The organism is Testudinibacter sp. P27/CKL/0425, assembly GCF_052931395.1.
The window spans coordinates 859,800-884,332 of sequence record NZ_CM128801.1 but is presented as its reverse complement, the minus strand read 5'-3'; the positions used below and the strand labels follow the sequence as shown (position 1 = coordinate 884,332).

26 protein-coding genes, 1 pseudogene and 1 riboswitch are annotated in these 24,533 nt (G+C 42.9%); of the genes and pseudogenes, 6 read left to right on the top strand and 21 right to left on the bottom strand.

Annotated features, from left to right (window positions below):
- Positions 1-12 precede the first annotated feature (12 nt).
- The 3 genes and pseudogenes from ACUHGC_RS04380 to pepQ all read right to left on the bottom strand — a co-directional run bounded on the left by ACUHGC_RS04380 (position 13) and on the right by pepQ (position 3,455).
- Entirely contained in the window at positions 13-1,476 is a 1,464-nt protein-coding gene (locus ACUHGC_RS04380; protein ID WP_446834433.1) for a TrkH family potassium uptake protein, read from the bottom strand.
- 11 nt (positions 1,477-1,487) lie between these two features.
- A pseudogene (locus ACUHGC_RS04375) lies at positions 1,488-2,095 on the bottom strand (YigZ family protein).
- Positions 2,096-2,123: 28 nt separating this feature from the next.
- Positions 2,124-3,455, bottom strand: a complete 1,332-nt coding sequence (gene pepQ / locus ACUHGC_RS04370) for a Xaa-Pro dipeptidase (RefSeq protein ID WP_446834432.1) — start codon at positions 3,453-3,455, stop codon at positions 2,124-2,126.
- A gap of 85 nt (positions 3,456-3,540) precedes the next feature.
- On the opposite strand from pepQ, the gene tusA reads away from it, so the two are divergent.
- On the top strand, positions 3,541-3,780 hold the full coding sequence (gene tusA, locus ACUHGC_RS04365; RefSeq protein WP_446834431.1) for a sulfurtransferase TusA: 240 nt from the start codon (positions 3,541-3,543) through the stop codon (positions 3,778-3,780).
- Position 3,781: 1 nt separating this feature from the next.
- Here tusA and ACUHGC_RS04360 read toward each other — a convergent pair whose 3' ends face one another.
- The 17 genes from ACUHGC_RS04360 to ribB all read right to left on the bottom strand — a co-directional run bounded on the left by ACUHGC_RS04360 (position 3,782) and on the right by ribB (position 19,049).
- Positions 3,782-5,047, bottom strand: a complete 1,266-nt coding sequence (locus ACUHGC_RS04360) for a DUF2254 domain-containing protein (protein ID WP_446834430.1) — start codon at positions 5,045-5,047, stop codon at positions 3,782-3,784.
- 42 nt (positions 5,048-5,089) lie between these two features.
- Positions 5,090-5,524, bottom strand: coding sequence for a GNAT family N-acetyltransferase (locus ACUHGC_RS04355; RefSeq protein WP_446834429.1), 435 nt, complete (start codon positions 5,522-5,524; stop codon positions 5,090-5,092).
- A 61-nt stretch (positions 5,525-5,585) separates the two neighbouring features.
- Positions 5,586-6,224, bottom strand: coding sequence for a glutathione S-transferase family protein (locus ACUHGC_RS04350; RefSeq protein ID WP_446834428.1), 639 nt, complete (start codon positions 6,222-6,224; stop codon positions 5,586-5,588).
- A 66-nt stretch (positions 6,225-6,290) separates the two neighbouring features.
- Entirely contained in the window at positions 6,291-6,986 is a 696-nt protein-coding gene (locus tag ACUHGC_RS04345) for a helix-turn-helix transcriptional regulator (RefSeq protein ID WP_446834427.1), read from the bottom strand.
- A gap of 64 nt (positions 6,987-7,050) precedes the next feature.
- Positions 7,051-8,097 (bottom strand): extracellular solute-binding protein, encoded by a 1,047-nt coding sequence (locus tag ACUHGC_RS04340; RefSeq protein WP_446834426.1) that lies wholly within the window; start codon positions 8,095-8,097, stop codon positions 7,051-7,053.
- Between the two features lie 97 nt (positions 8,098-8,194).
- Positions 8,195-9,145 (bottom strand): sugar-binding transcriptional regulator, encoded by a 951-nt coding sequence (locus ACUHGC_RS04335; RefSeq protein WP_446834425.1) that lies wholly within the window; start codon positions 9,143-9,145, stop codon positions 8,195-8,197.
- A gap of 129 nt (positions 9,146-9,274) precedes the next feature.
- Positions 9,275-10,447, bottom strand: coding sequence for an L-fucose/L-arabinose isomerase family protein (locus ACUHGC_RS04330; protein ID WP_446834424.1), 1,173 nt, complete (start codon positions 10,445-10,447; stop codon positions 9,275-9,277).
- On the bottom strand, positions 10,390-10,692 hold the full coding sequence (locus ACUHGC_RS04325; protein ID WP_446834423.1) for a hypothetical protein: 303 nt from the start codon (positions 10,690-10,692) through the stop codon (positions 10,390-10,392). The genes ACUHGC_RS04330 and ACUHGC_RS04325 overlap by 58 nt, the downstream gene beginning before the upstream one ends.
- Positions 10,693-10,712: 20 nt before the next feature.
- Positions 10,713-12,167 (bottom strand): FGGY family carbohydrate kinase, encoded by a 1,455-nt coding sequence (locus ACUHGC_RS04320; RefSeq protein WP_446834422.1) that lies wholly within the window; start codon positions 12,165-12,167, stop codon positions 10,713-10,715.
- A 10-nt stretch (positions 12,168-12,177) separates the two neighbouring features.
- Positions 12,178-12,870 (bottom strand): transketolase family protein, encoded by a 693-nt coding sequence (locus tag ACUHGC_RS04315; protein WP_446834421.1) that lies wholly within the window; start codon positions 12,868-12,870, stop codon positions 12,178-12,180.
- A 20-nt stretch (positions 12,871-12,890) separates the two neighbouring features.
- On the bottom strand, positions 12,891-13,112 hold the full coding sequence (locus tag ACUHGC_RS04310) for a hypothetical protein (RefSeq protein WP_446834420.1): 222 nt from the start codon (positions 13,110-13,112) through the stop codon (positions 12,891-12,893).
- Positions 13,105-13,935 carry a transketolase gene (locus tag ACUHGC_RS04305; RefSeq protein WP_446834419.1) on the bottom strand — a complete coding sequence of 277 codons (831 nt, stop codon included), beginning with the start codon at positions 13,933-13,935 and terminating at the stop codon, positions 13,105-13,107. The genes ACUHGC_RS04310 and ACUHGC_RS04305 overlap by 8 nt, the downstream gene beginning before the upstream one ends.
- Positions 13,936-14,006: 71 nt before the next feature.
- A complete protein-coding gene (locus ACUHGC_RS04300) occupies positions 14,007-15,050 on the bottom strand; it encodes an ABC transporter permease (protein WP_446834418.1) in 1,044 nt (347 codons plus the stop codon).
- A 19-nt stretch (positions 15,051-15,069) separates the two neighbouring features.
- Entirely contained in the window at positions 15,070-16,590 is a 1,521-nt protein-coding gene (locus ACUHGC_RS04295) for a sugar ABC transporter ATP-binding protein (protein WP_446834417.1), read from the bottom strand.
- 5 nt (positions 16,591-16,595) lie between these two features.
- Entirely contained in the window at positions 16,596-17,180 is a 585-nt protein-coding gene (locus ACUHGC_RS04290) for a DUF2291 family protein (protein WP_446834416.1), read from the bottom strand.
- Between the two features lie 59 nt (positions 17,181-17,239).
- A complete protein-coding gene (locus ACUHGC_RS04285; protein ID WP_446834415.1) occupies positions 17,240-18,181 on the bottom strand; it encodes a substrate-binding domain-containing protein in 942 nt (313 codons plus the stop codon).
- Positions 18,182-18,404: 223 nt separating this feature from the next.
- A complete protein-coding gene (gene ribB, locus ACUHGC_RS04280; protein ID WP_446834414.1) occupies positions 18,405-19,049 on the bottom strand; it encodes a 3,4-dihydroxy-2-butanone-4-phosphate synthase in 645 nt (214 codons plus the stop codon).
- Between the two features lie 130 nt (positions 19,050-19,179).
- Positions 19,180-19,329, bottom strand: a riboswitch (FMN riboswitch).
- 113 nt (positions 19,330-19,442) lie between these two features.
- Here ribB and ubiK point away from each other — a divergent pair.
- From ubiK to ACUHGC_RS04260, 4 genes are all read left to right on the top strand, one after another.
- On the top strand, positions 19,443-19,733 hold the full coding sequence (gene ubiK / locus ACUHGC_RS04275) for a ubiquinone biosynthesis accessory factor UbiK (RefSeq protein WP_446834413.1): 291 nt from the start codon (positions 19,443-19,445) through the stop codon (positions 19,731-19,733).
- A 26-nt stretch (positions 19,734-19,759) separates the two neighbouring features.
- Positions 19,760-21,028, top strand: a complete 1,269-nt coding sequence (gene nadR, locus ACUHGC_RS04270) for a multifunctional transcriptional regulator/nicotinamide-nucleotide adenylyltransferase/ribosylnicotinamide kinase NadR (protein ID WP_446834834.1) — start codon at positions 19,760-19,762, stop codon at positions 21,026-21,028.
- Positions 21,029-21,031: 3 nt separating this feature from the next.
- Positions 21,032-21,748, top strand: a complete 717-nt coding sequence (locus ACUHGC_RS04265) for a metallophosphoesterase family protein (RefSeq protein WP_446834412.1) — start codon at positions 21,032-21,034, stop codon at positions 21,746-21,748.
- Between the two features lie 65 nt (positions 21,749-21,813).
- Positions 21,814-22,701, top strand: a complete 888-nt coding sequence (locus tag ACUHGC_RS04260) for an IS256 family transposase, variant Zn-binding type (RefSeq protein ID WP_446834810.1) — start codon at positions 21,814-21,816, stop codon at positions 22,699-22,701.
- Between the two features lie 148 nt (positions 22,702-22,849).
- Here ACUHGC_RS04260 and ACUHGC_RS04255 read toward each other — a convergent pair whose 3' ends face one another.
- Entirely contained in the window at positions 22,850-23,299 is a 450-nt protein-coding gene (locus ACUHGC_RS04255; RefSeq protein WP_446834411.1) for a DUF302 domain-containing protein, read from the bottom strand.
- A gap of 207 nt (positions 23,300-23,506) precedes the next feature.
- Between ACUHGC_RS04255 and ygfZ the strand changes: the two genes are divergently transcribed.
- On the top strand, positions 23,507-24,466 hold the full coding sequence (gene ygfZ / locus ACUHGC_RS04250; protein ID WP_446834410.1) for a tRNA-modifying protein YgfZ: 960 nt from the start codon (positions 23,507-23,509) through the stop codon (positions 24,464-24,466).
- The last annotated feature ends 67 nt before the right edge of the window (positions 24,467-24,533 follow it).

The window sequence follows — 24,533 nt, the reverse complement described above, 5'->3', positions numbered from 1 at the left end:
TTATCTTATACTTTAACTTTTCCAAAATGCCGGAGTGAACAGCACTAGCAAGGTGAATACTTCTAACCGTCCGCAAACCATTGCAAAGGTCAGAATCCATTTTGCACTGTCGGGGATCCCAACAAAATTACTGCTGATACTGCCCAAGCCCGGACCGAGATTATTTAAGCACGCTACCACGGTGTTAAAGGCATCGAAACTGTCCACTCCGCAAGCAATAACTGCCAACAAACACAGCATAAAAATCAGTAAATAAGCGGAGAAAAACGCCCAAATTCCTTGGATCACGCGCTCCGACAGCACTCGATCGCCCAACTTGATCGGCTGCACGATGTTCGGGTGCACCAAGCGGTTCATCTCGCGTTTGCCCTGCACCACCAGCAACAACACCCGAATCACTTTTAAGCCGCCGCCGGTCGAGCCGGCACAGCCGCCGATAAACGAGGTCATCAGCAACATCATCGGCAGAAAAGAAGGCCAACTGTCGAAAGACGAGGTGGTGAAACCGGCGGTGGTTGAAATCGAAACCGATTGGAACAGCGCGTGTTCCAACGCTTCGCCGCTATTGGCAAAATGCCCGTATCCAATCAAGCTGACGGTGCAAACCGCCACCAACACCAATTGAATCAACAAAAACGCCTTAAATTCCGGATCGGTGAAATACAGTTTAAAAATATTGCTTCTGCCCAGTTCGAAATAGGCGGAGAAGTGCAATGCAAAGTTACAGCCAGAAATAAACAGAAAGACCGCAGCGATCACATTAATCGTGGTGCTGTCGAAATAGCCCATACTGGCATCGTGGGTGGAGAAGCCGCCAATCGAAATCGTGGAAAAGCTGTGGCTGATAGCGTCGAACACGTCCATGCCTGCCAACCAATACGCCAGTGCGCATAACAACGTCAATGTGGAATAAATCACCCATAACGCCTTCGCGGTTTCAGCAATTCGTGGCCGCATTTTTTGTTCTTTCAGCGGCCCCGGCATTTCGGCACGATACAGCTGCATGCCGCCGATGCCGAGCAATGGAATAATCGCCACCGCTAACACAATAATCCCCATGCCGCCAAGCCATTGCAGCATTTGGCGGTAAAACAGGATCGCTTTCGGCAAATCGTCCAACCCGACAATCACCGTTGCACCGGTGGTGGTGAGCCCTGAAAAAGATTCAAAAAACGCATTTGCTACGTTCAGCTGCGGGTGGTCGAACAGCAAAAACGGCAATGCCCCGACACTGCCCAGCACCACCCAGAACAGCACCACGATCAGGAATCCTTCCCGCGAACGCAACTCATGTTTGTGGCTGTGTGTCGCCCACCACAACAGTGCCCCGACGGCAAGGGTGATAAAAAAGGTTTCCACAAAGGCACTGCCGCCACCGTCGCCATACAACAAGGCGATCAGCGCAGGCGCTAACATGGTGAGTGAGAAACACATCACCAAAATGCCGACAATACGGATAATAGACTGTATATGCACCGAGTTCTCTTTTAAGTTAAAGCAAGCAGGCGCAAACTACCGCCGCTGCGATCGTTTAATTGTTGGCTGAAGTCCGCCAGCTGCTCTGCGCTGATGCCGAGTTGCAGCTCAATCTGTTGTGAAAATTGCTGCGTACGAATTTCGATTTGATGCTGTTTTATCAGCTGTTGTACCAGATTGATCTGCTCGTAATCACAGATTAACTGAAAATCCTGCCGTTCGATTTTTTCTATCGTCGCCAAATTTTTCAGCGCCTGCTGCACCCCGTTGCCGTAAGCCCGCACCAAACCGCCGGTGCCGAGTTGGATTCCGCCGTAATAACGCACCACCACCGCACTGATTTCGCCGATTCCGCTGCCGCCAGCACATTCAACATCGGTTTGCCTGCCGTTCCGGACGGTTCGCCGTCATCGGAAAAGCCCAACTGCTGCGAGTCGTTCGGTCGCCCTGCCACCGCCGCCCAACAGTGGTGGCGGGCGTTCGGGTGCTGCTGTTTCACCTGCAGCCAAAAAGCACGTGCCTGCTCAATGCCGGACGTGGCTTGCAAATAGGTGATGAAGCGACTTTTCTTCATTTCTTCGCTAAATTCAGCGGCTTCGGCCGGGATTAAATAACGCATCGTGCTCTGTATTGTTGCGGTTAATCGCTTAGTTGTAAAGTGCGGTCAGCGCATTCTGCGTCAGATTTTGCGCCCCGCCAGCGGTGATCATAATATTGTCCTCAGTGCGAATGCCGCCATAAGCGATAAAATGATCGATTTTCTGCCAATTAAAGCGGCTCGCCAACGGAGCATTACGCCACGCCTGAAGCAACATCGGGATAAAATACAATCCGGGCTCCACCGTCAGCACCATATTCGGTTCAAGGGTGCGGGTGCAACGCAGGCTCGGATAAACTTCCGGTGCGGCTTTATGTGTGCCACGGCGGTTTTGCTGAAAGCCTGCCACGTCATGCACTTGCAAGCCAAGAAAATGCCCCAAGCCGTGCGGAAAGAATGTGCGGTTAATCCCCTCTTCAAAAATCTGTTCGGCGGGCAAACGCACCAGCTCAAAATCATGCAGAATTTCGGCAATCGCCTGTTGCATCATGGTGTGGTAACTCAAATAGTTATACCCCACTTGCATTTGTGCAATAATTGCCCGTTTTTGCCGTTCCACCGCGCCAATCAGCTCGGCAAATTCATCATTCGAATCAAAACTGTAGCTGCGGGTGATATCCGACGCATAACCCAAATAGCTGGCACCGGCATCAAGCAAAAAGCTGCGGCGAATGTTCGGTGAATGGTGTTGCAGCTGAGTGTAGTGCAACACGGCACTGTGTTCGTTAATCGCCACAATGTTGCCATACGGCACATTCAGCTCGGATTGTTGGCTGGCTTGCAGATAACGCAGATTAATCGCAAATTCCGATTCGCCGTTAAAAAATGCCTGCCTCGCCGCTTCGTGCCCTTTTAAAGCGGCAAATTGCGCTTGTTGTAAACAGTGCAATTCGTAATCGGTTTTGATACTGCGTTGATAATGCAGATAATTTAATGCTTTTTGCAGGTTAATGTGGGTGAAACCGACACTTTCCGCCAACCGCACTTGCTCGCCCAGATACAAAGTGCGGTCAAGGTTCGCAAAATGCGCTTGGATCTCATCGGCGTGTTTGAGGATCGTCCACTCAAATTCATCGGTCCAAAATGCCTGCGGCGCCGCCTCGTGCAGATACCAATAGTCATCGGGCTGGTAAAAATAGAGGCGTGGTTTATTTACTCCGTCCAGATACAACCAACTGCCGACCGCCTGAGTATGCGGCAAGAAATAGTTAAATAACGGATTGATTTTGAACGGTTTGGTTTGGTCGTCAAGGAAATGGTAACGCTCCTCGCCGGCGTGAATCCAAATCCCGTCCAAACGGTTGCTGTGCAAAATATCCTGCACTACGGGTTGTAACCTGCTGAGATGCTGTTGAAAAAGCCGCTGTTCTAAATCTGACACGCCTGCCCCACTTTGACTGCTGATGTGAAAATGCTGTAATTTGCGCTATTATATCGCCTAAATAATCCAAACAAGCAAAAATTTTATGACCGAATTTGAAATTCATACCACCCTAGACACGCTAGGGCTACGCTGCCCTGAGCCGGTGATGCTGGTGCGCAAGGCAATCCGCCATATGCAAGACGGTGAGGTGTTGTTAGTGATCGCTGATGATCCTGCCACCACCCGAGATATTCCGGGCTTTTGTCAATTTATGGATCACACCCTGCTGCAAAGCGAAACGGCGGCTACGCCCTATCGCTACTGGCTGAAAAAAGGGAAATAATTTAGCGATCGGCAAACAGCTTCCGATGCAGTTGATTTAGTTGCTGCCGCTCCTGTTCCAGCGCCAATCCTTGCTCGCCATGCTGTAATCCCAGCTCGGCTTGCCGACAAGCTGCCTGCCGAATGCTCGCTTCGGGCGCTTGCGTAGCAATAATCTGTAAAATCTTTTGCAAGTGCACTTGAACTTCCAATACACCGGCGCCATCGCGGGCAATCGGCGAAAACGCATGATCGACCAAATCCTGCTCATTCAAATTGACAATCGACAGCCGTTGATACTTAACTGCCGTCGGTTCACTTACCTCGTCCGGTTTAGCGTCGAGCAGCAAGCGCATTAAAATCGTCAGCACTTTAATCGCCGTGCCCGGATCATTAACCGCCGGTGATAACGCCCGCTGCGCCACTTCACTCAACACTACCATGCCGAATTTCGGATCTTGCGCATAGCTGCGGTTCTCCTCCAGCACAAATGTTTTCTCAATATCCTGCGCCGATTCCGACGCTTTCTCCGCATACGCCAACACCATGCCGGAATACACCAAATCGCCGGGGCGAATCAAAATTTCAAAGCAGCAATCCTCGCTTTCGGCGATATCCTGCAACTGTGCAAAATTGATATGTGTGAGATACCCGCTGGTTTGCGCCCGAATCGGATGCTGAAAACGCGGCTCGCCCGTGATCTTATCCGCCCCCATAAACGGCGCGGCGCGATAGGCTTGCAACGTGGTTGCCGCGGCTTGTTCGACTTTACTTAAAGTGTTATTCAGTCGCCCTAATTGAGACAAGGTTTTCACCCAATGGATCAGGGTATAAATCAGATATGCCAACACTGCTAACGTGCCGAGAAATAAGACAAATCGCCCCGATGTTTGGTAGTACCCGATGCCAAGTGCGGTTTTGGCGATCACCGCATACACGAAAGCGGAAATAAAACTGGCAATCGCCACCCGAGTGTTATCGTCGCCCATCACCAGCTCGGTGGCGCGTGGCGTAGCATTATTTGAAGCGGAAGTAAACGCCGAAACCATAATTGACAGGGAGAAGGTACTAACCGCCAGCATACTGGAAGCAATAATGCTTAACAGCGCATCTAGCGTTTCCGGCTTGACGTCCAAAATAAATTTTTCCGGCAACAAACCGTTGGTTGATGCGGCAAGCGCGACAAAGATAATCGCGACAAACGCGCCGAACACCGGCGTGATCCATAACGTATTGCTTGGTTTTCTTATCCACAGCAACCAAGTATAAAATTTATCTTTTAAAATCATCGCGTTCTCTTTCCTATTTAATCGCCATGCCGTTATGCGGATTTATAATTGCTTTTGCATCATGTGATGCGGCACGCCCTCTTCGTCGTAGCCGTCGCCGAACACCTGATAACCGCACTTTTGATAAAAACCAATCGCTGAATCCTGTGCGCCAAGAATGGTGCGGCTTGCGCCGTATGCTGCCGCGCGCTGTTCCATCTCTTGCATTAAGCGTTCGCCTAACGCCTTGCCGCGCTGCGATTTCAGCACTGCAATCCGTTGTAATTTATATACGTCATCAGCGTAACGATATATTCGTGCGGTTGCCAGCGGCTGCTGATCGGCATACAGCGTCAAATATTCACATTGACTTTCCAGCTCATCGACTTCGATTTCCAGTGAAAAGCCTTGTTCTTCGACAAAAACCGTTTTGCGAATTTGCAAACCGTCTAAATAGACTGAATCTTGCAAACTGGTTGTCCAACGCGCTGTGATCATAGGGTTCCTTAAAACGCAAAGTGCGGTCAAAACCGCACTTTCAAATCTGAATGGCATAAATTTAGCGGTTAGGCGTTGTTTTTGCAAGTAACACATTATCTATTTTTGTTGCGCGGGCATAACTGTCGCGAGCTTGCTGACGAGCAATGTATTCAACAAAAATCGGATTCGGGTCGATGACTTTTGTCATATTAATACCAAAATCCAACAATTCCGACAGATATAAATCCGCTGCGGTAAAACGATTACAGCATAAAAAATCTTGCTGTTTTAACGTGTGTTCAAGCGTTTCTAAACAGAGTGATAAGCTGCCATACCCCAATGCTTTGCGATCACGCTCTTTTGGTGTTAGCTGCAATGCGATTTCCATTATCGCCGCCTCTAGCGGTGCCGCGGAAAAAAACAGCCAGCGATAATAACTGCCTCGCTGCTGATCACTCAATGCCGGTGCAAGCTGCTTTTCAGGGAATTGATCCGCTAAATAAGCGCAAATCGCCGCAGATTCTGTGATGACCGTATCGCCGTGTTTTAATGCCGGCACCTTCCCCATCGGATTTATCGCTAAGTAATCCGGTGCTTTGATGTCGGTATCAAAATCAGAAAATACCACACTTTGATAAGGAACACCGATTTCCTCTAACATCCAGCGAACGGTTCTGCCACGCGACATCGGGTGGGTATAAAAAGTCAGTTGCTGCATAATTGCCTCCTTGGTTAATCTGAAATCACTCTAACACAGCTCAATGACAGATTTTGTCAGCAGGATTTAACGATGCGCACAGTCCCTTTCCCTTTTTTGCCAGCGTTGTAGCAGCAAAGTGCGGTCAGGCTGGTAGCGCTCATCACACAATTCGATTTGCTCGATTCTGTCGGGACGAAAATGACGAAATTCCTGCCGCAGTTCACACCACGCCGCAACTAATTGTGCTTGTTCGAAAAAACCGATTGCAAATGGGTAAATAATCCGCCGGGAATATTTCTGTTGTTTATTTCGATAAGTTATTTTTACTTTCAGCTGCTGTCGGATCGCATGGCGCAATTTGATAAACACATCGTCTAAAAATGGTGGTGGGTTTTGGCTGACCGCAATAAACAAAGGACTATTTTCCAATTGTTGTGCTAACTTATCGGGCAGCAGTGCCGATATTTTGCTTAAACCATGCTGAGCCGCCTGACTGAGTTCACTATCGGTAAACTGTTTTACCCAGCGCATTCCGAGCACTAAAGCTTCAATCTCACTTTCCGATAACATTAATTTGGACAACTCAAACTCAGTCCGCAGCAAATAACCAAGCCCCGCCTCGCCCTCAATATTTGCTCCTTGCGCGCGCAAGCTCTCAATATCACGGTACAGAGTGCGAAGACTTACATTCAGTTTTTCAGCCAACACCGCACCGCGCAATGGGTATTTATGCCCGCGCAGAATTTGCAATAAGCTAAATAGCCGTTCACTTTTTGACATAGCCCCCCCTGAAAACGCAAAGTGCGGTTTACATCACATAAACCGCACTTTGTGTATGGAAAAATTACTTCGCCACTTTTAACTGCTGGTAGTAATTTTCATAGATGATGGCAGCGTCGCCAACGTCATCCTGCCAGTAACTTTTTTGCAGGATTTCCGCCGGTGGGTACAGCGAGCTATCGTTGACCATTTCCGGCGGCAGCAATTTTTGCGCTTCCAGATTTGGAGTCGGGTAACCGATTTCCAACGCCAACTGTTTCGCCACGTCGGCACTCAACAAATAGTTGATCAGCTTATGCGCGCCGTCCGGATTTTGTGAGGTGCTTGGAATTGCCAAGGTGTCCACCCATAAAACCGGGCCTTCTTTCGGCCACAACAAGTCGATCGGCGCACCGTCTTTGCGCGCGATATAAGCCGAACCGTTCCACAGCATGCCTAAATCCACTTCACCGGCAACAAACGCATTTGCCGGATTATCGGAGCTGAACGCCAATACGTTCGGACGTAGTTTCAGCAACTCTTCATAGGCTTGCTTAATCACTTCCGGATCAGTGGTGTTCGGATCTTGTCCCAGTTTTAACAACGCAATGTTGAAAATCTCGCGTGCGTCGTCTAACAGCTGCAACTGATCTTTATATTCCGGGTTCCATAAATCACCCCAAGAATTGATTTTGCTTGAATCCACCGTATCACGGTTATATGCAATCCCCGGTGCGCCCAAAATCTGTGGCAAGGAGTATTCGTTATTCGGATCATACGGTTTGTTCAACAGGTTTGGATCCAATTCTTTCAACACCGGCAATTTGCTGTGATCCAACGGCATCAACATCCCTTCTTTGCGCATTTTTGAAACAAAGTAGTTTGACGGCGCGATCACATCGTAACCGCTGTTGTTGCCCAGGGTTTTCAAGCGAGCATACAAGGTTTCATTCGATTCCAAACTGGAGACAATCACCTTAATGCCGGTTTCCTTAGTGAAATTATCCAATAATCCGCTTGGCACATATTCGGTCCAAGTATAAAGATAAACCGTATCATTATCCGCTTTTGCAGCACCGCTGACGGCAAACAACATCGTTGCGGCAGTGAAAAGAGCCGAAAGTTTTTTCATAGCATGATTCCTTATTGATCGTTTTAATGTTTCTTTGTTACTTCAAATTCAAGATGGACTATTATAGCCAGATATGCTGTCAAATGTATAGAAAACCTTAAGCTTCAAGTAACTTTGATGCAACAAATTTATCGGTAATAAGCACATCAATATAGCCTCCTTTAAGCGACCCCAAGATGGCTGAGACTTTCTCATCTCCTCCTGCCAAAGCTACGACTCTCGGACATTCTTTTATTAATTTAAGTGGCATTCCAATCACGGGATCCTCATGCTCATTTAAAATTGGATTACCATTTTGATCATAATAATGTAAGCAGATATCTCCAACAGCCCCTCTAGATGCCAAAAAGCTGAGCATTTCATCTTTATAATAAAGACCTGAATTTTTTAAAAGTAATGAGGGTTCTAGCATTCCAATCCCTATTAAAGCTATATCAATATCCTTAAATTGGTTTATGACGGAAGCTATTTCATTACTACTAAAAAGCTCATTTTTATAACTCATTGTACCTGTTAAGCTTTGTGCCGGTAATAAAAAAGGCTTACAATTGAGCTTATCTGCCAGTTCATGAGTCATAAAATTGGCTTGAACACTACCATTGATACCAACACCACCCAATAGTTGAACGACCCCTTTCGCCTTAATTGTTTGTTTTGGTAGTTGCTCAGTCATCGCCTTAATCGTATCGCTCCAAGCCGATAGACCTATCAATTCATTATCTCGAATCGTTGTTTGCAGATAATATGCAGCAGCAGAACCAATTGTTTTTTTTATCGCCTCACTGTTACTCGATTCATCAATATCCACAATGACAACCTGTTCTAAATCAAACTTTTTCTGCAATTGATTTTCGAGGTTAAGGAAAAATTCCGCAGGTTGAACAATATTAATTTTAACAATCCCCTCATTCAAACAACGTGACAATGATCTTGAAACAAATGATTGAGATAAATTCAATTTTTTTGCAATATCCGATTGTTTTAGTTTATCGATATAATATAAGTTAGCAATTTTTACAAGAAGGCGTAATTCATCCCGAATAGACATAACTAAGTCACCTTATCTTAACCGTTAATTTGTACATATTATCATCTTTAGTTGTATTCATAAAATTAAAAAGAGAATTATAAACTTATAATTCTCTTTTCTCTACAGATATATTATGGTTCCAAACTATTATCTGTGATAATAGCACTCCACATTTAAATATTTTGTAAATGCTTCATATAACACATTAGCCGATGAGGAATGATTAAACGCAACATGATGTTCAAAACCATTATTACAGATATAAGATAGTAGTTCCTCCAACTGCTTCACTTGAATTACGGCTCTACAGCCTACAGTATCTAATTCATCATCAACAAACTTCCCTTCACCAACATACGCCTTGACTTTTCCGGTAAAATCATCTGTGGATAATCTAAAATAAGTCAAAGGACCAGCCTTCATTCTTCCATTGATTGCTCCACAAGTATTTTCACATCCAACTGTCGTACCAATAATATCAGCGGTGCTCATAAAAGGATTATCTAGCTCATCAGTGGCAAAGTTTCCACAATGGAACATAACACACTTATCTCTGTCATCACCAAAGTTATTATTCCAATCTGCGATAGAAGCTGGCTTTATCGAAGATATTGACAATGCATACATTGACAACGCTCCCATTACATCAACTTCGCAAGCACTCGGAATAAGTTGCCCGGACAGAACACTCATAATGGAGCAAACATTTATTCCTAAAGTATTTTGTAACGATGTCCAGCATTGAATTGCCGTCGTATCAATATCGTTATCAACGATCCAGTTACTAATGACTACAAATAACTTCGCCATAATTAACAATTTTTCTTGTGGAATCTGTGATGTATCGGCATTATTTTTAAGTAATTCTAATTTATCAATAATTCTCAAATCATCATTTTTCAAATTATTAACACTTGCAAAGATTTCTGATAAATCTATCGTTTCTACTGTAACCCCTAGTCGTTCCAATAATTTTTCACTATATCTAACAGTATTAAAACTAGTTGGTCTGGCCCCAATAGCACCAACTCGACATCCTCTCATTGCAGTTACAACTCGGCATAAGGATACAAAATTATCCAAGTCTCTCCTAAAAATCTCCCCCGTTAATGCACAAACATGCTGGGTCGTTAGTGTGAAAGGAATTCCATATTGGCGCAAATTATTACATAACGAAATTTTCCCACAAAAACTATCTCGACGAGTCGCTAATCCCATCTTATCTAGCTCATCTTCCTCGGCTTGGATTAAAACAGGTACATTCAAACCTGAATAACGAATAGCCTCCGAAATAGCTTTTTCATCACCAAAATTAGGCAATAAAACCACAATACCATTAATTTCATCTTTATGTTTTTTAGCAACTCTCCCGCAATTTTCGCATCTTGATGAGTCTCAATGCCACCATAATTGGTTTGCTCCTCAATTAGCATGACGACATTAATATTCATCTCTTTAAAAATCCTCTGGGCTTCACTCCTTGCGTCACCTACAAGATAACTTGGGAAAAATCCTCTATTTCCAATAAGAACTGCTAATGTCATCTTCTCTAAAGATTTTTTCATTTTTAATCACTCCTATTAATTTATAATCTAGCCTTCTGTACAGCTTGTTTCCACAAAATATAGCCATCCTCAAGTTGTTTCGATGGATTGCCTGGTTCAAGTATTGTTACCGCTCTAGGCAGCATTGACAGCTGTTCATAATTTTCCCACCAACCAAGCGCCTTGCCTGCCAAAAAAGCAGCACCTAATGCAGACACTTCCGCAACATCACTACAAATAATTTCTCTCTGCAATAAATTTGCCTGAAGTTGCATTAACCATCTATTTTTGGTTGGGCCTCCATCAACAGATAAGACTTTTAATTTTTCACCTAGTGACGTTTCCATACTGATAAATAAATCTGCCACTTGATAGATAACAGACTCAAATGCAGCCCTTGCAATAATTTCCGGTGTTGCTAAATCTGTTAATCCACAAATAATTCCCCGAGCTTTGCTATCCCAATAAGGCGTCCCTAAACCAGCAAGAGCCGGGACAAAATACACACCTTGATTACTCTCAACTGACTGAGCCATATCACTAAGTTGATCAATATGTTGAATACCTAAAAGTCTAGCAATAAACCCTAACGCAGCGCCTGTATGCGTGATATTTCCCTCAAGAGCAAAATTCAACTCAGTATCATGCCATGCCACCGTCGCACTTACCGCTGAATTATTTATTGGCAATGTTTTACTCTTAACCATTAATGAACTGCCTGTGCCATAAGTTGCCTTAACAACACCATCATTAAAGCCTCCTTGTCCATAAAGAGCTGCGTGCGAATCTCCTATATGAGCAAGAATAGGTATACCATCAGATATAGTACGGCAATTTAATGTTTCCCCACGATAGCCAGTTGAAGAGATAATTTTTGGCAAGCACTGAATCGGAATACTAAATAAATCTAATAAATTCTCATCCCACTGTGCTGTCTGCAGGTTAAAAACTTGATAGCGTGAAGCATTAGAATAATCCGTAACAAATGAACGCCCGTTTGTTAGCTGCCAAACCAACCATACATCAACTGTTCCTACACAAATTTCACCATCTACTGCCCGTTGAAAGCCATTCTCAATATTGGTGAGCAGCCAGTTAATTTTTGAGGCTGGAAATAATGGATCTAATACAGAACCTGTTAGCGGCTTAATAATCTCTGCATTAGGCAGATTCATTATTTGCTGGCAAATACCTTCTGTTCGCCTACATTGCCAGCTAATTAATTGAGATAGCGGTCTTCCGCTATCTCTTTCCCAAGCTAATACCGATTCTCGTTGGTTGCTAATTGAAATATCAAGCTGGGTTAAGCACTCTGCAACAGCCTCCTCAACCCTGCACCAGATTTCCATCGGATCTTGTTCTGCCCAGCCAGGATGTAGATGACTTAAAGTAACAGCTTTACTTCCTTTGGCTATAATATTTCCGTCCGGAGCAATTACTATTGCTTTGGCGTTTGTTGTACCCTCATCAATTGATAAAATAAACGGCTGAGCCATACATCCTCCATTACAACAATTCCAATACTAATTTAACAATACTATCAGCATCAATACCGTGATGAGCTCGCATGGATTTTCTATCTGCCGCCAATGCATAATCCCCATCAGAAATCCCTAGTCTCTTCAATTTAATTGCCACACCATTTTCAGCCAAAACTTCCGCAACTAAACTGCCTAATCCACCATTAATATTATGTTCCTCAACGGTAACAATCTGTTTCATATCCTTTATAGTATTAAACAAGGAATCTGTATCACAAGGTCGGATCGAAGGTACATTAATAACTACCGGAATAATTCCTTTGGTTTTAAGTATCTCTGCTGCGGAAACAACTTCATGGACAGTTGAGCCGACGGCGATCAGTGCGACTTCTTTTCCTGATTGCAAAACATCTATATTTCCAGGAATAAATTGATAGTTCTCATCATGTAATTCAGGCAATTCTTTTCCATCTAAACGAATATAAATCGGTCCAACGGTCTTAATTGCATAGTCAATAATTTGTCGGCATTCATTCGGACTCGACGGAGCATAAATTTGAATATTTCCAAATCCACGCATAATACTTATATCATCAAGACAATGGTGTGTACTGGCTAGTGGGCCGTAGCTTGCGCCTGAATTTAATCCAAACAGTTTGACGTTTGTATTGTTATAGCAAATATCAACTTTAACTTGCTCATTAGCTCTTGCAACCAAGAATGGTGCTGCATTACATGTTACTGCGACTTTTCCCCCAAAGCTAATCCTGCCGCACACCCCACTAATGTTTGTTCTGCAATGCCTACATTTACTAATCTACCAGGAAACGCATTGATAAATAGTGCAATTTTCGCTGTAGAGGTTGAATCCGCAACAACAGGTACTAAATCCACGCCGTTATTTACAGCCTCTATAAATTTTTCTACCATAATATTGGCTAAATGTTCTGTATTACTCATCTTTCAACTCCTCTAATGCTAGATCAATTTCCTCTCCTTTTGGTACCCGGTGATGCCACTCTGGCTTCCCCTGGATAAAGGAAATACCTGCACCTTTGATAGTATTTGCAATTACAACATGAGGCTTACCATTAGCTTTTAATCCCTCTAGGGTTTCAACAATTGATTGGATATTGTTTCCCTCACATATTGAAACATCCATTCCAAACGCTTCCCATTTCTTATCTAATGGCTCTGTATTTAAAATATCTTTTGTATAACCAGCAAGTTGAAGTTTATTTTTGTCATTAATAATGATCAAATTATCCAATTTATATTGTGCAGCTACCATTGCTGCCTCCCAATTACTTCCCTCTCCCAGCTCACCATCACCTGTGACCACATAAATCTTACGTTGACTACCACTTTTTTTAGCAGCCAGTGCCAAACCAACTGCAACAGGAAGCCCATGTCCTAGTGCACCAGTATTAAGCTCAACTCCGGGTGTTTTTTGTTTAACTGGATGCCCTGGTAATTTAGAGTCCGCATGTTGATAACTTGCCAACCATTCTTCAGGAAAATACCCTGCTTCAGCTAAGCAGCAATAGTAACCGCCTGCAGCGTGCCCCTTAGACTGAATATAAATATCTCTTTCTGGATCCGATAAACGATTCGGGGCACAGTTCAATACTCTAAAGTAGAGTGATGTTACTATTTCCACCTGAGATAAATCCGCTCCAGTATGTCCTCCCGCAGGACTATTAGCATTCAGTACGATAATTTTACGGCGGATTGCACGCGCTTTCCGTTCCAATTCTTTATAAGACAATCTATATGGATTCATACCTAACCCCTTATTCATATTTGAATATATATTCCATTGGTTCAAAAAATTTATTCGATGTAAAATTCTAACTATGCAGCTTCAATTTTCTGTGAGGTAATTGCTGCTTTATATTGTAAACGGCTTTGCATTTGATCAACTACAACTGCAACAATAATCACAATTCCTTTGATAACCATTTGCCAAAATTCACTAACACCCATCATAACCAGTCCATCAGCCAGAATACCGATAACAAATGCCCCAACTAATGTTCCCCCAATTGTTCCTCGCCCACCAGCAAGTGACGTACCACCCAGCACAACTGCCGCAATAGCATTCATTTCAAATGCTGTACCCGTAGCAGGATGGCTTGCAACTAGTTGTGATGTCACAACAATACCAGCCAAGGCTGCACATAAACCTGAAATGGTATACACCCAAATTTTAGTGCTATTTACCTTAATTCCAGATAATTCTGCCGCTTTTTCATTATCACCGATTGCATAAACATGTCGTCCAAAGGGAAGGCGCTTCGCAATATAAGCAATAATGCCAGCAACAATAAACATCAGCCAAATCGCATAAGGAACACCCAATAAACTTCCCGCCCCAATCTGTTCAAATCCAGTATTCCCTAACTGAGGATTTCCAGATAAACCAGGAAAGGTTTCTCCATTAGATGTCAGCATTGCTGCCCCCCGAATGATATACATCGTTCCAAGAGTACAAATAAATGGTGCTACGTTATAACGCGTAATAATCCATCCATTCAATGCACCAATCAATCCTCCGACTAATAAAACAATAGGAATAATGAGCCACACGCTAGGAAAAATGGCAATACCAAACATTGGTAGAATAATTCCCTTAGAAATCATATAACCAGCTATCATTCCGCAAAAACCTAAAATCGCACCTATTGATAAATCAATTCCTGCAGTAATAATAACGAAGGTAATTCCTAATGCTAAAAGTGCATTAATAGAGATATGTTTAATCATAATACTTGAAGGATTTAAAAAACCATCAACCATAATTGTGAAAAAACCTAAAATAACAAATAATGCAATAAATGTTCTTAATTTCAACATCAACAAAACGATATTACTACTAGATAATGAAGATTTAGACATAAACAATTCCTTCTTAAATTTAAAATCCCTTTGCACTTGCAGTAACTAATGCTGATTCTGTTGTATACTCCCTCGAGATATTCTCAGTAAGCTTACCGTTTGACATTACCAATATTCGATCAGAAACAGCCATAATTTCCTTCAAGTCAGACGTTGAAAATAAAATACCAATACCTTGCTGTGATAATTTCACCATCATTTCAAAAACATCCGCTTTTGCACCAATATCAATCCCACGAGTTGGCTCGTCTAATAGCAAAACTTTAGGTTCTGTCAATAATGATCTACCTATAACCACTTTTTGCTGATTGCCACCACTCAAAGCCTGAATTTCAACATCAGGAGACGACACCTTAATTGATAATTCCCCAATAGTGGATTCAACCGCTTTTTTCTCATCAGTTTTTGAAATTGAGATACCACTTTTTAATCTTTTCCATAAACTTGAAACAGTTAAGTTATTTGCGACAGAACTAACTGGAAAAATTCCTGTTCTTTTTCTATCCTCTGGGACTAAACCAATCCCCATTTTTATTCTGTTCGTTGTTGATGTTTTTGGATTAATAATAATTCCGTTTAATGAAAACCGACCTTGATATTCAGCTTTTCCTAATAAACATTCAAATAATTCCGTCCGACCAGCGCCCATCAAGCCATAAATCCCCACAATTTCACCAGCTCGTAAATCAAAAGATACATCATTAACGATTTTCTGTTCAGATTCATTGATCAATGTTATATTCTCAGCTTCTAAAAGCTTAACGCCAAACTCTCTATTTGGCGGTAAAAAATTAGTTATGGGTTCACTGCCTAACATTTCCCGAACGATCCAAGGTACATCAATATCTTTTACTGCCGCTTCTGATTGAAATTTACCATCTCGTAATATCGTAATGTAAGTACCAATTTCCATTAACTCCTCTAAACGGTGAGAAATATAAATGATGGAAACTCCCTGAGATGTTAGCTCTCGAATAACATCAAATAGAATCTGTATCTCTGTTTTACTTAATGCTGAAGTTGGTTCATCTAGGATTAAAATGTCTATTTCACCTACTAGAGCCTTGGCAATTTCGATTAATTGCTTTTGACCCACTTTTAAATCAGATACAATTTCTGTTGGTTTAATATCTTGCTTTAATCTTTTTAATAATTTTTCTGTCACCTCATATTGAAACTTAGTATTAATAGGATAAAGACCGGATTGAACTTCTCTACCAAGAAAAATATTTTCCATTACACTTAGATTTTCAGATAGATTCAGTTCTTGGTGTACCATACCAATCCCGTGTTCAGTAGCACTCCTCGTACTCGTGATCGATACTTTTTCATTATTAATATAAAGACAACCTTCTGTAGGCTGTTGTACTCCAGCCAAAATTTTCATTAATGTTGATTTTCCAGCACCATTTTCGCCAATAATGACATTTACTGCGCCGCGATAAACATTATAACTAACATCATCTAATGCTTTAGTACCAGGAAAAACCATCGAAATATGCTCTGCTCGCATCACAATATCATGATTATTTATGGTCATAACATCTACCTTGTATAGATTTCAAGTGGCACAACATCTTGAATTTGGTTATTTTTCATTGTAAATGCAATTAACATTTTAATCTCTTTACCAATCAAAGTATTGTCAGGCTTATTAATATTTTCGAGTGATTTTTTATTTAACTCTTTCGACAATCTAGCAAATTGAATTTGGTTTTTAAATTGATCAAAACTAATAATAGATAGAGAATCTCGTATTGCATTTCCACGAACAATAGTCCCTGCTTGTACAGTTATTAATCTTTCTTTTGATTTAATAATTAAATTTTGCCGCTCATCAATATTTTCTAAAACACCCTCAACCATAGCAAAATAACTTTTATCATTTTCTGCAATAGGTAATATCTGTGCTAAGTCAATATTAGATGATTTTGCATCCTGTATAACCTCATCCCAAATTTTTTCAGCTATATCCTTTGGTTCCATATTAGCCAGTGCAGCTGCTTCTTCCGCAGACATTGGGATAATTGGTTTTCCTGTAGAATCCAATTCAACTACTTCACAGCCAATAAAGAAAAAACTAATACAGACTAAAAATAAATTCATTCTTAACTTTTTCAAGCTTCGCATTTTCGTCTCCTCGTACGGGGTGCATCTTAGAGACACACCCATCGGATACTTTTATTAATCTATTTGCCTAATGCAAATCCATTTAATTGCTTCGCATTACTGCTATCGATCAGGATGCAATCCATCAATTGTTTCTCATCTTTGCCTGTGCTTCCGGTCCGGATAAAAGCATCAGCCTGAACTACAGCCTCTTGAGCCTGAGCCCAACCTGGTTGTAGAACTGTTGCTTTAATATTGCTATTTGCTAAAATTGAGTCTCGTACATAATCACTACCATCGAAACCCACTACAATAACATCCGTCCGTCCAGCTGCTTTTAATGCGGCTTCAGCACCTAATGCAATTGTGTCATTACCTGAAATGACACCTTTAATATTTGGATGTGCCTGCAAAATAGACTCCATACGGGTAAACCCTTCTGTTTGGCTCCAGTTGGCAGTTTGTTGAGCTACCATTTTCATCTCCGGATAATCATCAATGATGTCATGAAATCCTTGAGAACGGACGGAAGCATTCGTGTCAGATTCACGTCCTAATAGTTCAACATAAAGACCTTGCTCACCCATTAATTCCACAAATTTTTCAGCACCAAGTTGGGCACCTTGATAATTATTGGAAACAATTTGAGAAACAGCGACACCAGTTTTATTAATTTCACGATCAATTAAAAAAGCCGGAACCCCTGCCGCTTTTGCTTTTTCTAAAGCGCCAACAGTGACATCTGATCCTGCATTATCTAAGATAATCGCTTTTGCTTTACGAGCTACGGCTGTTGCAATCAACTGATCTTGTTTATTTGCATCATCATCGTGAGATGCAACAAGCGTGGTATATCCTAACTCCTCCGCCTTTTGTTTAGCACCCTCTGCTTCAGCTTTAAAAAATGGATTATCATGAGATGGTGTAATAATGGCGATCAATCCGTTATTCGCATTCGAGATTGTTGAAGATAGCGCTAGGGTTACAGCTAAAAGTGATGAAGTTAAAAATTTCTTAGTCATTGTAAACTCCTTGAATATTTATTCGAAGTGGATTATAAATTCAATAACACTATAACGAATCAACTACAAAAGAAATAGTAGATTCTTTCTAAAATAAGAAGTAAATCACAAAATTTTTATTCTAAGTCTATCGAGCAATTTGAATAGATAAGATGAGCATAAAAATCAAATACAAAAAAGGCAGCTCATATAAGCTGCCTCTACACCAATAACATAATTGATCTTACACATTAAATTTTAAGCGATAACCAATCATATCCTCAATTGTTACAACTGCATAACCATTTATTTGCGCAAACTCCACTAACTCAGGTGTTCTTGACATACTACCGTCATCATTAGTTATTTCACAGATAACACCCGCTAGCTTAAAACCTGCAAGTCGCGCTAAGTCAATAGCCGCTTCAGTATGCCCATTTCGCTGTAATACTCCATTGTTAGCCGCTCTTAGTGGGAAAACATGACCAGGCCGGTGTAAATCACTTGGCTTAGCATTATCCGCAATTGCAGCTTTAACTGTCGTAACTCGGTCTGCTGCTGAAACACCTGTTGAAACTCCACTGGCTGCTTCAATTGTGACTGTAAATGCTGTTTTATTTACACTCGTATTATGACCAACCATTGGTGGCAAATCTAATTGCTGACACAGTTCATCAGTAATACAAAGACAAACAATCCCGCTGCCGTGGCGGATCAGTTTTGCCATTTGTTCGGTGGTGATGGTTTCTGCCGGGAAAATCAGATCGCCTTCGTTTTCACGATCTTCATCGTCTAATACCAGCACGCCGTTGCCTTGTTTAAAGGCTTCGATTGCGGCAAGGACACGTTGTTGGCTGTCGCCGAATTGGGTGAGTAATGACTGACTCATGGTAAATTCCTCAAAAATATTATGTAGATACCAGAATCAGGGCAAATGGAGAAGCGGCAAAAACGCAACTTCAGCCTCTGCCAAAGTGCGGTTTTCACACGGATAAGCCGGCTTTTCCGAACGGAAAAACCCGCATTCTCTACCATCCAGACTATCACTGTCGGCTTCGGATTTGCACCGAATCTGCTAGACCCTGTTCGTTAAAACCGGCGCTCGTGGGCTTAAGTGCGGTTGCACCCTTACCACCGGTGGGGAATTGCGCCCCGCCCTGAGAATTGCCCGCCCATTATAGCGCAAAAAATCGGGCTGCCCAGCAGTTTGCATAAAAAAGTTCCCTTTAATCAGTCCATTTCGTACAATAGATGCTACATTCACTATTTTGGAGCATAAACTATGCTAAACCCGAAAAAACTCGAACAATTTGCACAACAAATTCACGATTCGCTGCCGCAAGGCGTGAAAAATTTTGGTGAAGACATGGAAGCCAAAATCAAGCAGGTGATTCAGGCGCAACTCGCCAAACTGGATGTGGTAACACAGGAAGATTTTGAGGTGCAAACCCAAGTGTTAATCCGTACCCGCGAAAAACTGACCGCACTTGAGCAGCGCCTTGACGAGTTAGAAGCTAAACTCACCCCCGCTGAAATTGAAAGTGCGGTGAATACCGTTGCCGATACCGAATAATCTATTACGATTCATGCTGGAGCTTGCTGATGTCTTTTGCCTACTTGCAACACAAACGAAAACAACTCAACCTGAAAGTCGCGGAAATTTGCGAACAGGCAGGGGTGACCCGCGCGTATTTCAATCAGTTGGTGAGCGGTAAAATTAAAAACCCGAGCGCGATTAAACTGCAAGCGCTACATAAAGTGTTAAACATCACCGAAGTCGAAGATAAAAAAATCGGCGTGATTTTCGGCAAGTTCTATCCGGTGCACACCGGGCATATCAACATGATCTATGAAGCGTTCAGTAAAGTTGATGAGATTCATGTGGTGGTGTGTAGCGAAAGTGAGCGCGATTTAAAACTGTTTTATGACAGCAAAATGAAAAAAATGCCGACCCCGCAAGATCGCCTGCGTTGGATGCAGCAGATTTTTAAATATCAGCAAAAGCATATTTTTATTCACCATTTGGTTGAGGACGGCTTACCAAGCTATCCAAACGGTTGGGAAGCGTGGGCGGCGCGGGTGAAGCAGCTGTTCGAAGAAAAAAATGTCACCCCGACCATTGTGTTCAGCAGTGAGCCGCAAGACCAAGAGCCGTATGAGAAATACTTAGGCTTGCAGGTAAATTTGGTCGATCCGGAACGCAAATTTTTCAACGTTTCCGCCACCAAAATCCGCAATCACCCGTTCCACTATTGGAAATTCATTCCGAAAGAGGTGCGTCCGTTTTTTGCCAAAACCATTGCAATTTTGGGCGGTGAAAGCAGCGGCAAAAGCGTGCTGGTCAACAAACTGGCAACCGTGTTTAACACCACTTCTGCCTGGGAATACGGGCGCGAATATGTGTTCGAACAGTTAGGCGGCGATGAACAGGCAATGCAATTCTCCGACTATCCGCTGATGGCAATCGGACATCTGCGCTATCTGGATTACGCCGTGCGGCACGCGCACAAGGTGGCAATAATTGATACCGATTTTATTACCACTCAGGCGTTTTGCATTCAATATGAAGGCAAGGCGCACCCGTTTTTGGATTCGATGATCAAAGAATATCCGTTTGATATTACGATTCTGCTCTCCAACAATACCAAGTGGGTGGACGACGGCTTACGCAGCCTCGGCGATCAGAAATCGCGTCAAAAATTCCAAGATTTGCTGAAACGGCTGTTGGATAAATATAAAGTGCCGTACATTGAAATTGAATCACCAAGCTATCTGGAACGCTACGATATGGCAAAAGAGATCGTGGAAAAAGTGCTGAATGAAGAAGATTTGCCGGCATTGCAGACTGAAAACAGTCGGGAGGCATAGCCGATGATCTTGTTCGCCGGCGATCCTCACGGCAGTTTTGAACATCTATTTCCATTTTTGCAGCAGCAACAGGAAGAGATCGCCTTAATTATTTTAGGCGATTTACAATTGAATGACTGTGACATTTTAGAACGGCTATCTCAACATTGCGATTTGTGGTTTATCCACGGCAACCACGACAGCAAAACCGTCGCCGCTTTTCAAGCGCTATGGGGAACAGAATGGAAAAGCCGTAACCTACACGGACGCAGTGTGGAGATTCAAGGCGTGAAAATTGCCGGTTTAGGCGGTGTATTCCGCGGACAGATCTGGATGCCGCCAAACAAGCCGCTGTTTTTTGATCCGATCCATTTCTGCCAATATTGCCCATCAGATAAAATCTGGCAAGGCGGCTTACCGCTACGCCACCGCACTTCGATCTTTTTATCCGATTTTGAACAGCTTGAACAGCAGCAGGCTGACATTTTAATCTGCCACGAAGCACCGAAACCGCACCCTTCCGGCTTTGAAGTCATCAATCAGTTGGCTGAAAAAATGGGGGTGCAAAAGATTTTTCACGGGCATCATCATGAGAATTTTGATTATCGTGAATTAGAAAACCGCACTTCGGTGCAAATTTTCAATATCGGCTTTCGCAGCCTTGCGACAATCGAGGGCGAGTATTTATTAAAAGGCATAGTAGACAAAAATGTGGCTGAAATCTCGCTTAATCCCTTATAGAATAAGGCGTTAAGTGAGATTTTTTAAAATGACCAAAAAATTGCTATTTCTGTGGTTCAGAACACATTAAAAAACACGGTAAAAATTCAGGCAAGCAACGCTATAAATGCTTGGATTGTTTACGGACATATTCTCACACAAATTACCTTCAATCCGCCCAAATCTGGCACGATTACACCGTCGGAAAACAGACGTATAAGCAGCTTGCGTTAACCTATGATTGTTCGGTCAGGACTATCCAAAGGCACCTGAAAAAAGCCCCTAAAACGCCACTCAGCACACCGCAAACCACAATGTTGAATCTTATTATGGATGTCACTTTTTTCGGGCCACAATTCGGCGTATTAGTCATAATGGATTCCCGCTCAAAAAAGGTGATTTACCACCAAATCGTTCGTACCGAAAAGGACATTTACTATACCAAAGCCATCAATCGATTGCGTAAAAAAGGATTTATTATTCAATCTATTACTTGCGATGGGCGACGGGGCTTATTGAAAGATATATTTAATACGCCAACCCAAATGTGCCAATTTCACCTTGTTGCAATGGTGATTCGCAAGCTGACGAGAAACCCTAAATCCGTTGCCGGAAAGGAACTGAAAACAATGGTTAAAACACTCAAGCAGAGTCACAAAAATGACTTTTATGTCCGTTTGCATCACTGGTTTTTGCAGCATAAAGCTTACTTAGAAGAACGGTCTGATATACCCGATAATCAGGGTAAATTTCCTTATAAACATCGCAAATTGAGAGGGGCTTATGCCAGTATTAAACGCTATATGGATTACTTGTTTGTCTTTGAAAAATACCCGGAGTTACGGATAGAAAAAACGACAAATCGGCTGGAAGGGCTGTTTAAGGATTTAAAGCAGAAATTATCCGTTCATAATGGACTAAACCGAAGGAATAAGATTATGTTTATACAGGATTTTTTGAATAAAAAGAGCTAGAAAAACTAGCGCTTTAAGAGGAGTAGCCACAAAAATGTCTAATAGAAGCTTAGATCTCAAAATCAGCCACATTTTTGGCTACTATGCCGCGGTTTATTTTGTGCGGTATACGGCAGTTAGCAAATTGCCGCAGCCAAACGGCGCGGAATTATTTCACCGTATTTGGGATTAAGGTTTCTGCGCCGGATAATTTTTTCGACAATTCGGCTGGCACATTATGGCGTTCGCCTAAAAATGCCGCTTTATTCAATGAAACGAATACTTTCCCGGCTTTGTCTTCCCAAACCAAGGCTTTCAACGGTAAATCAATTGCCAAGGTCGGCGCTTCGATCATCAACGGAGTGCCGGCTTTCGGCGTACCAAATAAAATCACGGTTGCCGCCGGCATGGTTAAGTCGTTGTCTTTCGCCGCTTTTTGGTGGTCAATCACGCCGAAAATCGTCATCCCTTTATCAGTCACCGCTTTTTCAATCAACTGCACGGTTTCTGTCGCCGGGTAGCTGCTCGGCACGGTCAACAAGCCGTTATCCGCCACTTCCGCCTGTGATAACATCGGCAACAGTGCCGCCGCTAATCCGATTGTTTTTTTCAAGTTCATACTCTCTCTCCTTTCGATAATAAAATCTGATTTATCAGTATACTCGGATAACCAAAACAAGATTGTGATAAAAACCCAATTGCTTAAGATTTGATCTCATTTTTTTCCGATTCGACCGCCGGCTGTGGTATTCTGGTTAAGAATCGGTATACAATGACAGTTGTAAGCTGTTTATACCTTTAACTATTTTAAAAAAGGGAGTAAGAGATGATAACACATTGCCAATATCCAAGACTCACCGAAACCAATCCACAAATCGTCTGTTCGCTCGAACAATATCAGCTGTTTGAAATTGACGGCGAAGACAGCGAAAAATTTTTGCAGGGGCAATTGACCACCGACATCAGCAAGCTGGCGATCGGACACTCGACATTGAGTGCACACTGTGATCCGAAAGGAAAAGTCTGGTCGGTATTCCGTGTTCTGCGTTTAAGCCAAAGCCGGTTCTACTTGATTATCCGCAAAGCCTTGTTGCCGGTTGCCTTGGAACAGCTGAAAAAATATGCGGTATTCTCCAAAGTGAGCTTTACCGAAATCCAAGACCGCACTTTGATCGGCTTTGCCGGTGAACAAGCCGCTGAGGCATTGTCCGCCTTCAGCACGCAGCTGCCAAATGCAGAAACACCGTTGGAGGCGGAAAATGATCATCTGTTGCTGTATATTGATCGCGCCCAGCCGCGCTGGTTGCTGATCACCCAACAGCCGACGCCGCAGATCACTTTTACCGAATCCTGCACGGCGTGGGATTTGCTCGATCTGCAAGACGGCGTGCCGTTATTGACCAGTGAGGGGCAAAATCAGTTTATTCCGCAAGCCATCAATTTGCAGTTGTTGGAACAAACCGTTTCGTTCCATAAAGGCTGCTATATCGGGCAAGAAACCATTGCACGCGCCAAATATCGCGGCGCGAATAAACGCGCATTGTTTACGTTGGTCGGGCAAGTCGGCGGCGTGCCGACGCTGGGCGAAGGCGTGGAGTTATTGCTGGAAACCAACTGGCGCAAAACCGGTTCGGTCATCAATTTCATCGAACATAACGATACCTTATGGATACAGGTGGTTTTGGCAAACGACACTGAACTAAGTCATCGTTTCCGCCTAAGTGAGCGGCATAATCAGCCGTTTTGCCCATATCCGTTGCCTTATACTTTGGAGCAAACGGAATAGTACGGCTCTCGCCACAAATACAAAAGCGCAGCATTTCGGCTGCGCTTTTCAGTTTCTTTAGCACCGA

Excerpts from the sequence above, each read along its gene's own strand:
- tusA (WP_446834431.1), top strand. The coding sequence starts at position 3,541 with ATGACCGAATTTGAAATTCATACCACCCTAGACACGCTAGGGCTACGC.
- ACUHGC_RS04290 (WP_446834416.1), bottom strand. The coding sequence starts at position 17,180 with ATGCGAAGCTTGAAAAAGTTAAGAATGAATTTATTTTTAGTCTGTATT.
- ACUHGC_RS04300 (WP_446834418.1), bottom strand. The coding sequence starts at position 15,050 with ATGTCTAAATCTTCATTATCTAGTAGTAATATCGTTTTGTTGATGTTG.
- ACUHGC_RS04265 (WP_446834412.1), top strand. The coding sequence starts at position 21,032 with ATGATCTTGTTCGCCGGCGATCCTCACGGCAGTTTTGAACATCTATTT.
- ACUHGC_RS04355 (WP_446834429.1), bottom strand. The coding sequence starts at position 5,524 with ATGATCACAGCGCGTTGGACAACCAGTTTGCAAGATTCAGTCTATTTA.
- ACUHGC_RS04255 (WP_446834411.1), bottom strand. The coding sequence starts at position 23,299 with ATGAACTTGAAAAAAACAATCGGATTAGCGGCGGCACTGTTGCCGATG.
- ACUHGC_RS04310 (WP_446834420.1), bottom strand. The coding sequence starts at position 13,112 with ATGAGTAATACAGAACATTTAGCCAATATTATGGTAGAAAAATTTATA.
- ACUHGC_RS04295 (WP_446834417.1), bottom strand. The coding sequence starts at position 16,590 with ATGACCATAAATAATCATGATATTGTGATGCGAGCAGAGCATATTTCG.
- ACUHGC_RS04285 (WP_446834415.1), bottom strand. The coding sequence starts at position 18,181 with ATGACTAAGAAATTTTTAACTTCATCACTTTTAGCTGTAACCCTAGCG.
- ribB (WP_446834414.1), bottom strand. The coding sequence starts at position 19,049 with ATGAGTCAGTCATTACTCACCCAATTCGGCGACAGCCAACAACGTGTC.
- ACUHGC_RS04335 (WP_446834425.1), bottom strand. The coding sequence starts at position 9,145 with ATGTCTATTCGGGATGAATTACGCCTTCTTGTAAAAATTGCTAACTTA.
- ACUHGC_RS04305 (WP_446834419.1), bottom strand. The coding sequence starts at position 13,935 with ATGAATCCATATAGATTGTCTTATAAAGAATTGGAACGGAAAGCGCGT.
- ubiK (WP_446834413.1), top strand. The coding sequence starts at position 19,443 with ATGCTAAACCCGAAAAAACTCGAACAATTTGCACAACAAATTCACGAT.
- ACUHGC_RS04345 (WP_446834427.1), bottom strand. The coding sequence starts at position 6,986 with ATGTCAAAAAGTGAACGGCTATTTAGCTTATTGCAAATTCTGCGCGGG.
- ACUHGC_RS04360 (WP_446834430.1), bottom strand. The coding sequence starts at position 5,047 with ATGATTTTAAAAGATAAATTTTATACTTGGTTGCTGTGGATAAGAAAA.
- ygfZ (WP_446834410.1), top strand. The coding sequence starts at position 23,507 with ATGATAACACATTGCCAATATCCAAGACTCACCGAAACCAATCCACAA.
- ACUHGC_RS04340 (WP_446834426.1), bottom strand. The coding sequence starts at position 8,097 with ATGAAAAAACTTTCGGCTCTTTTCACTGCCGCAACGATGTTGTTTGCC.
- ACUHGC_RS04320 (WP_446834422.1), bottom strand. The coding sequence starts at position 12,167 with ATGGCTCAGCCGTTTATTTTATCAATTGATGAGGGTACAACAAACGCC.
- ACUHGC_RS04350 (WP_446834428.1), bottom strand. The coding sequence starts at position 6,224 with ATGCAGCAACTGACTTTTTATACCCACCCGATGTCGCGTGGCAGAACC.
- ACUHGC_RS04325 (WP_446834423.1), bottom strand. The coding sequence starts at position 10,692 with ATGAAAAAATCTTTAGAGAAGATGACATTAGCAGTTCTTATTGGAAAT.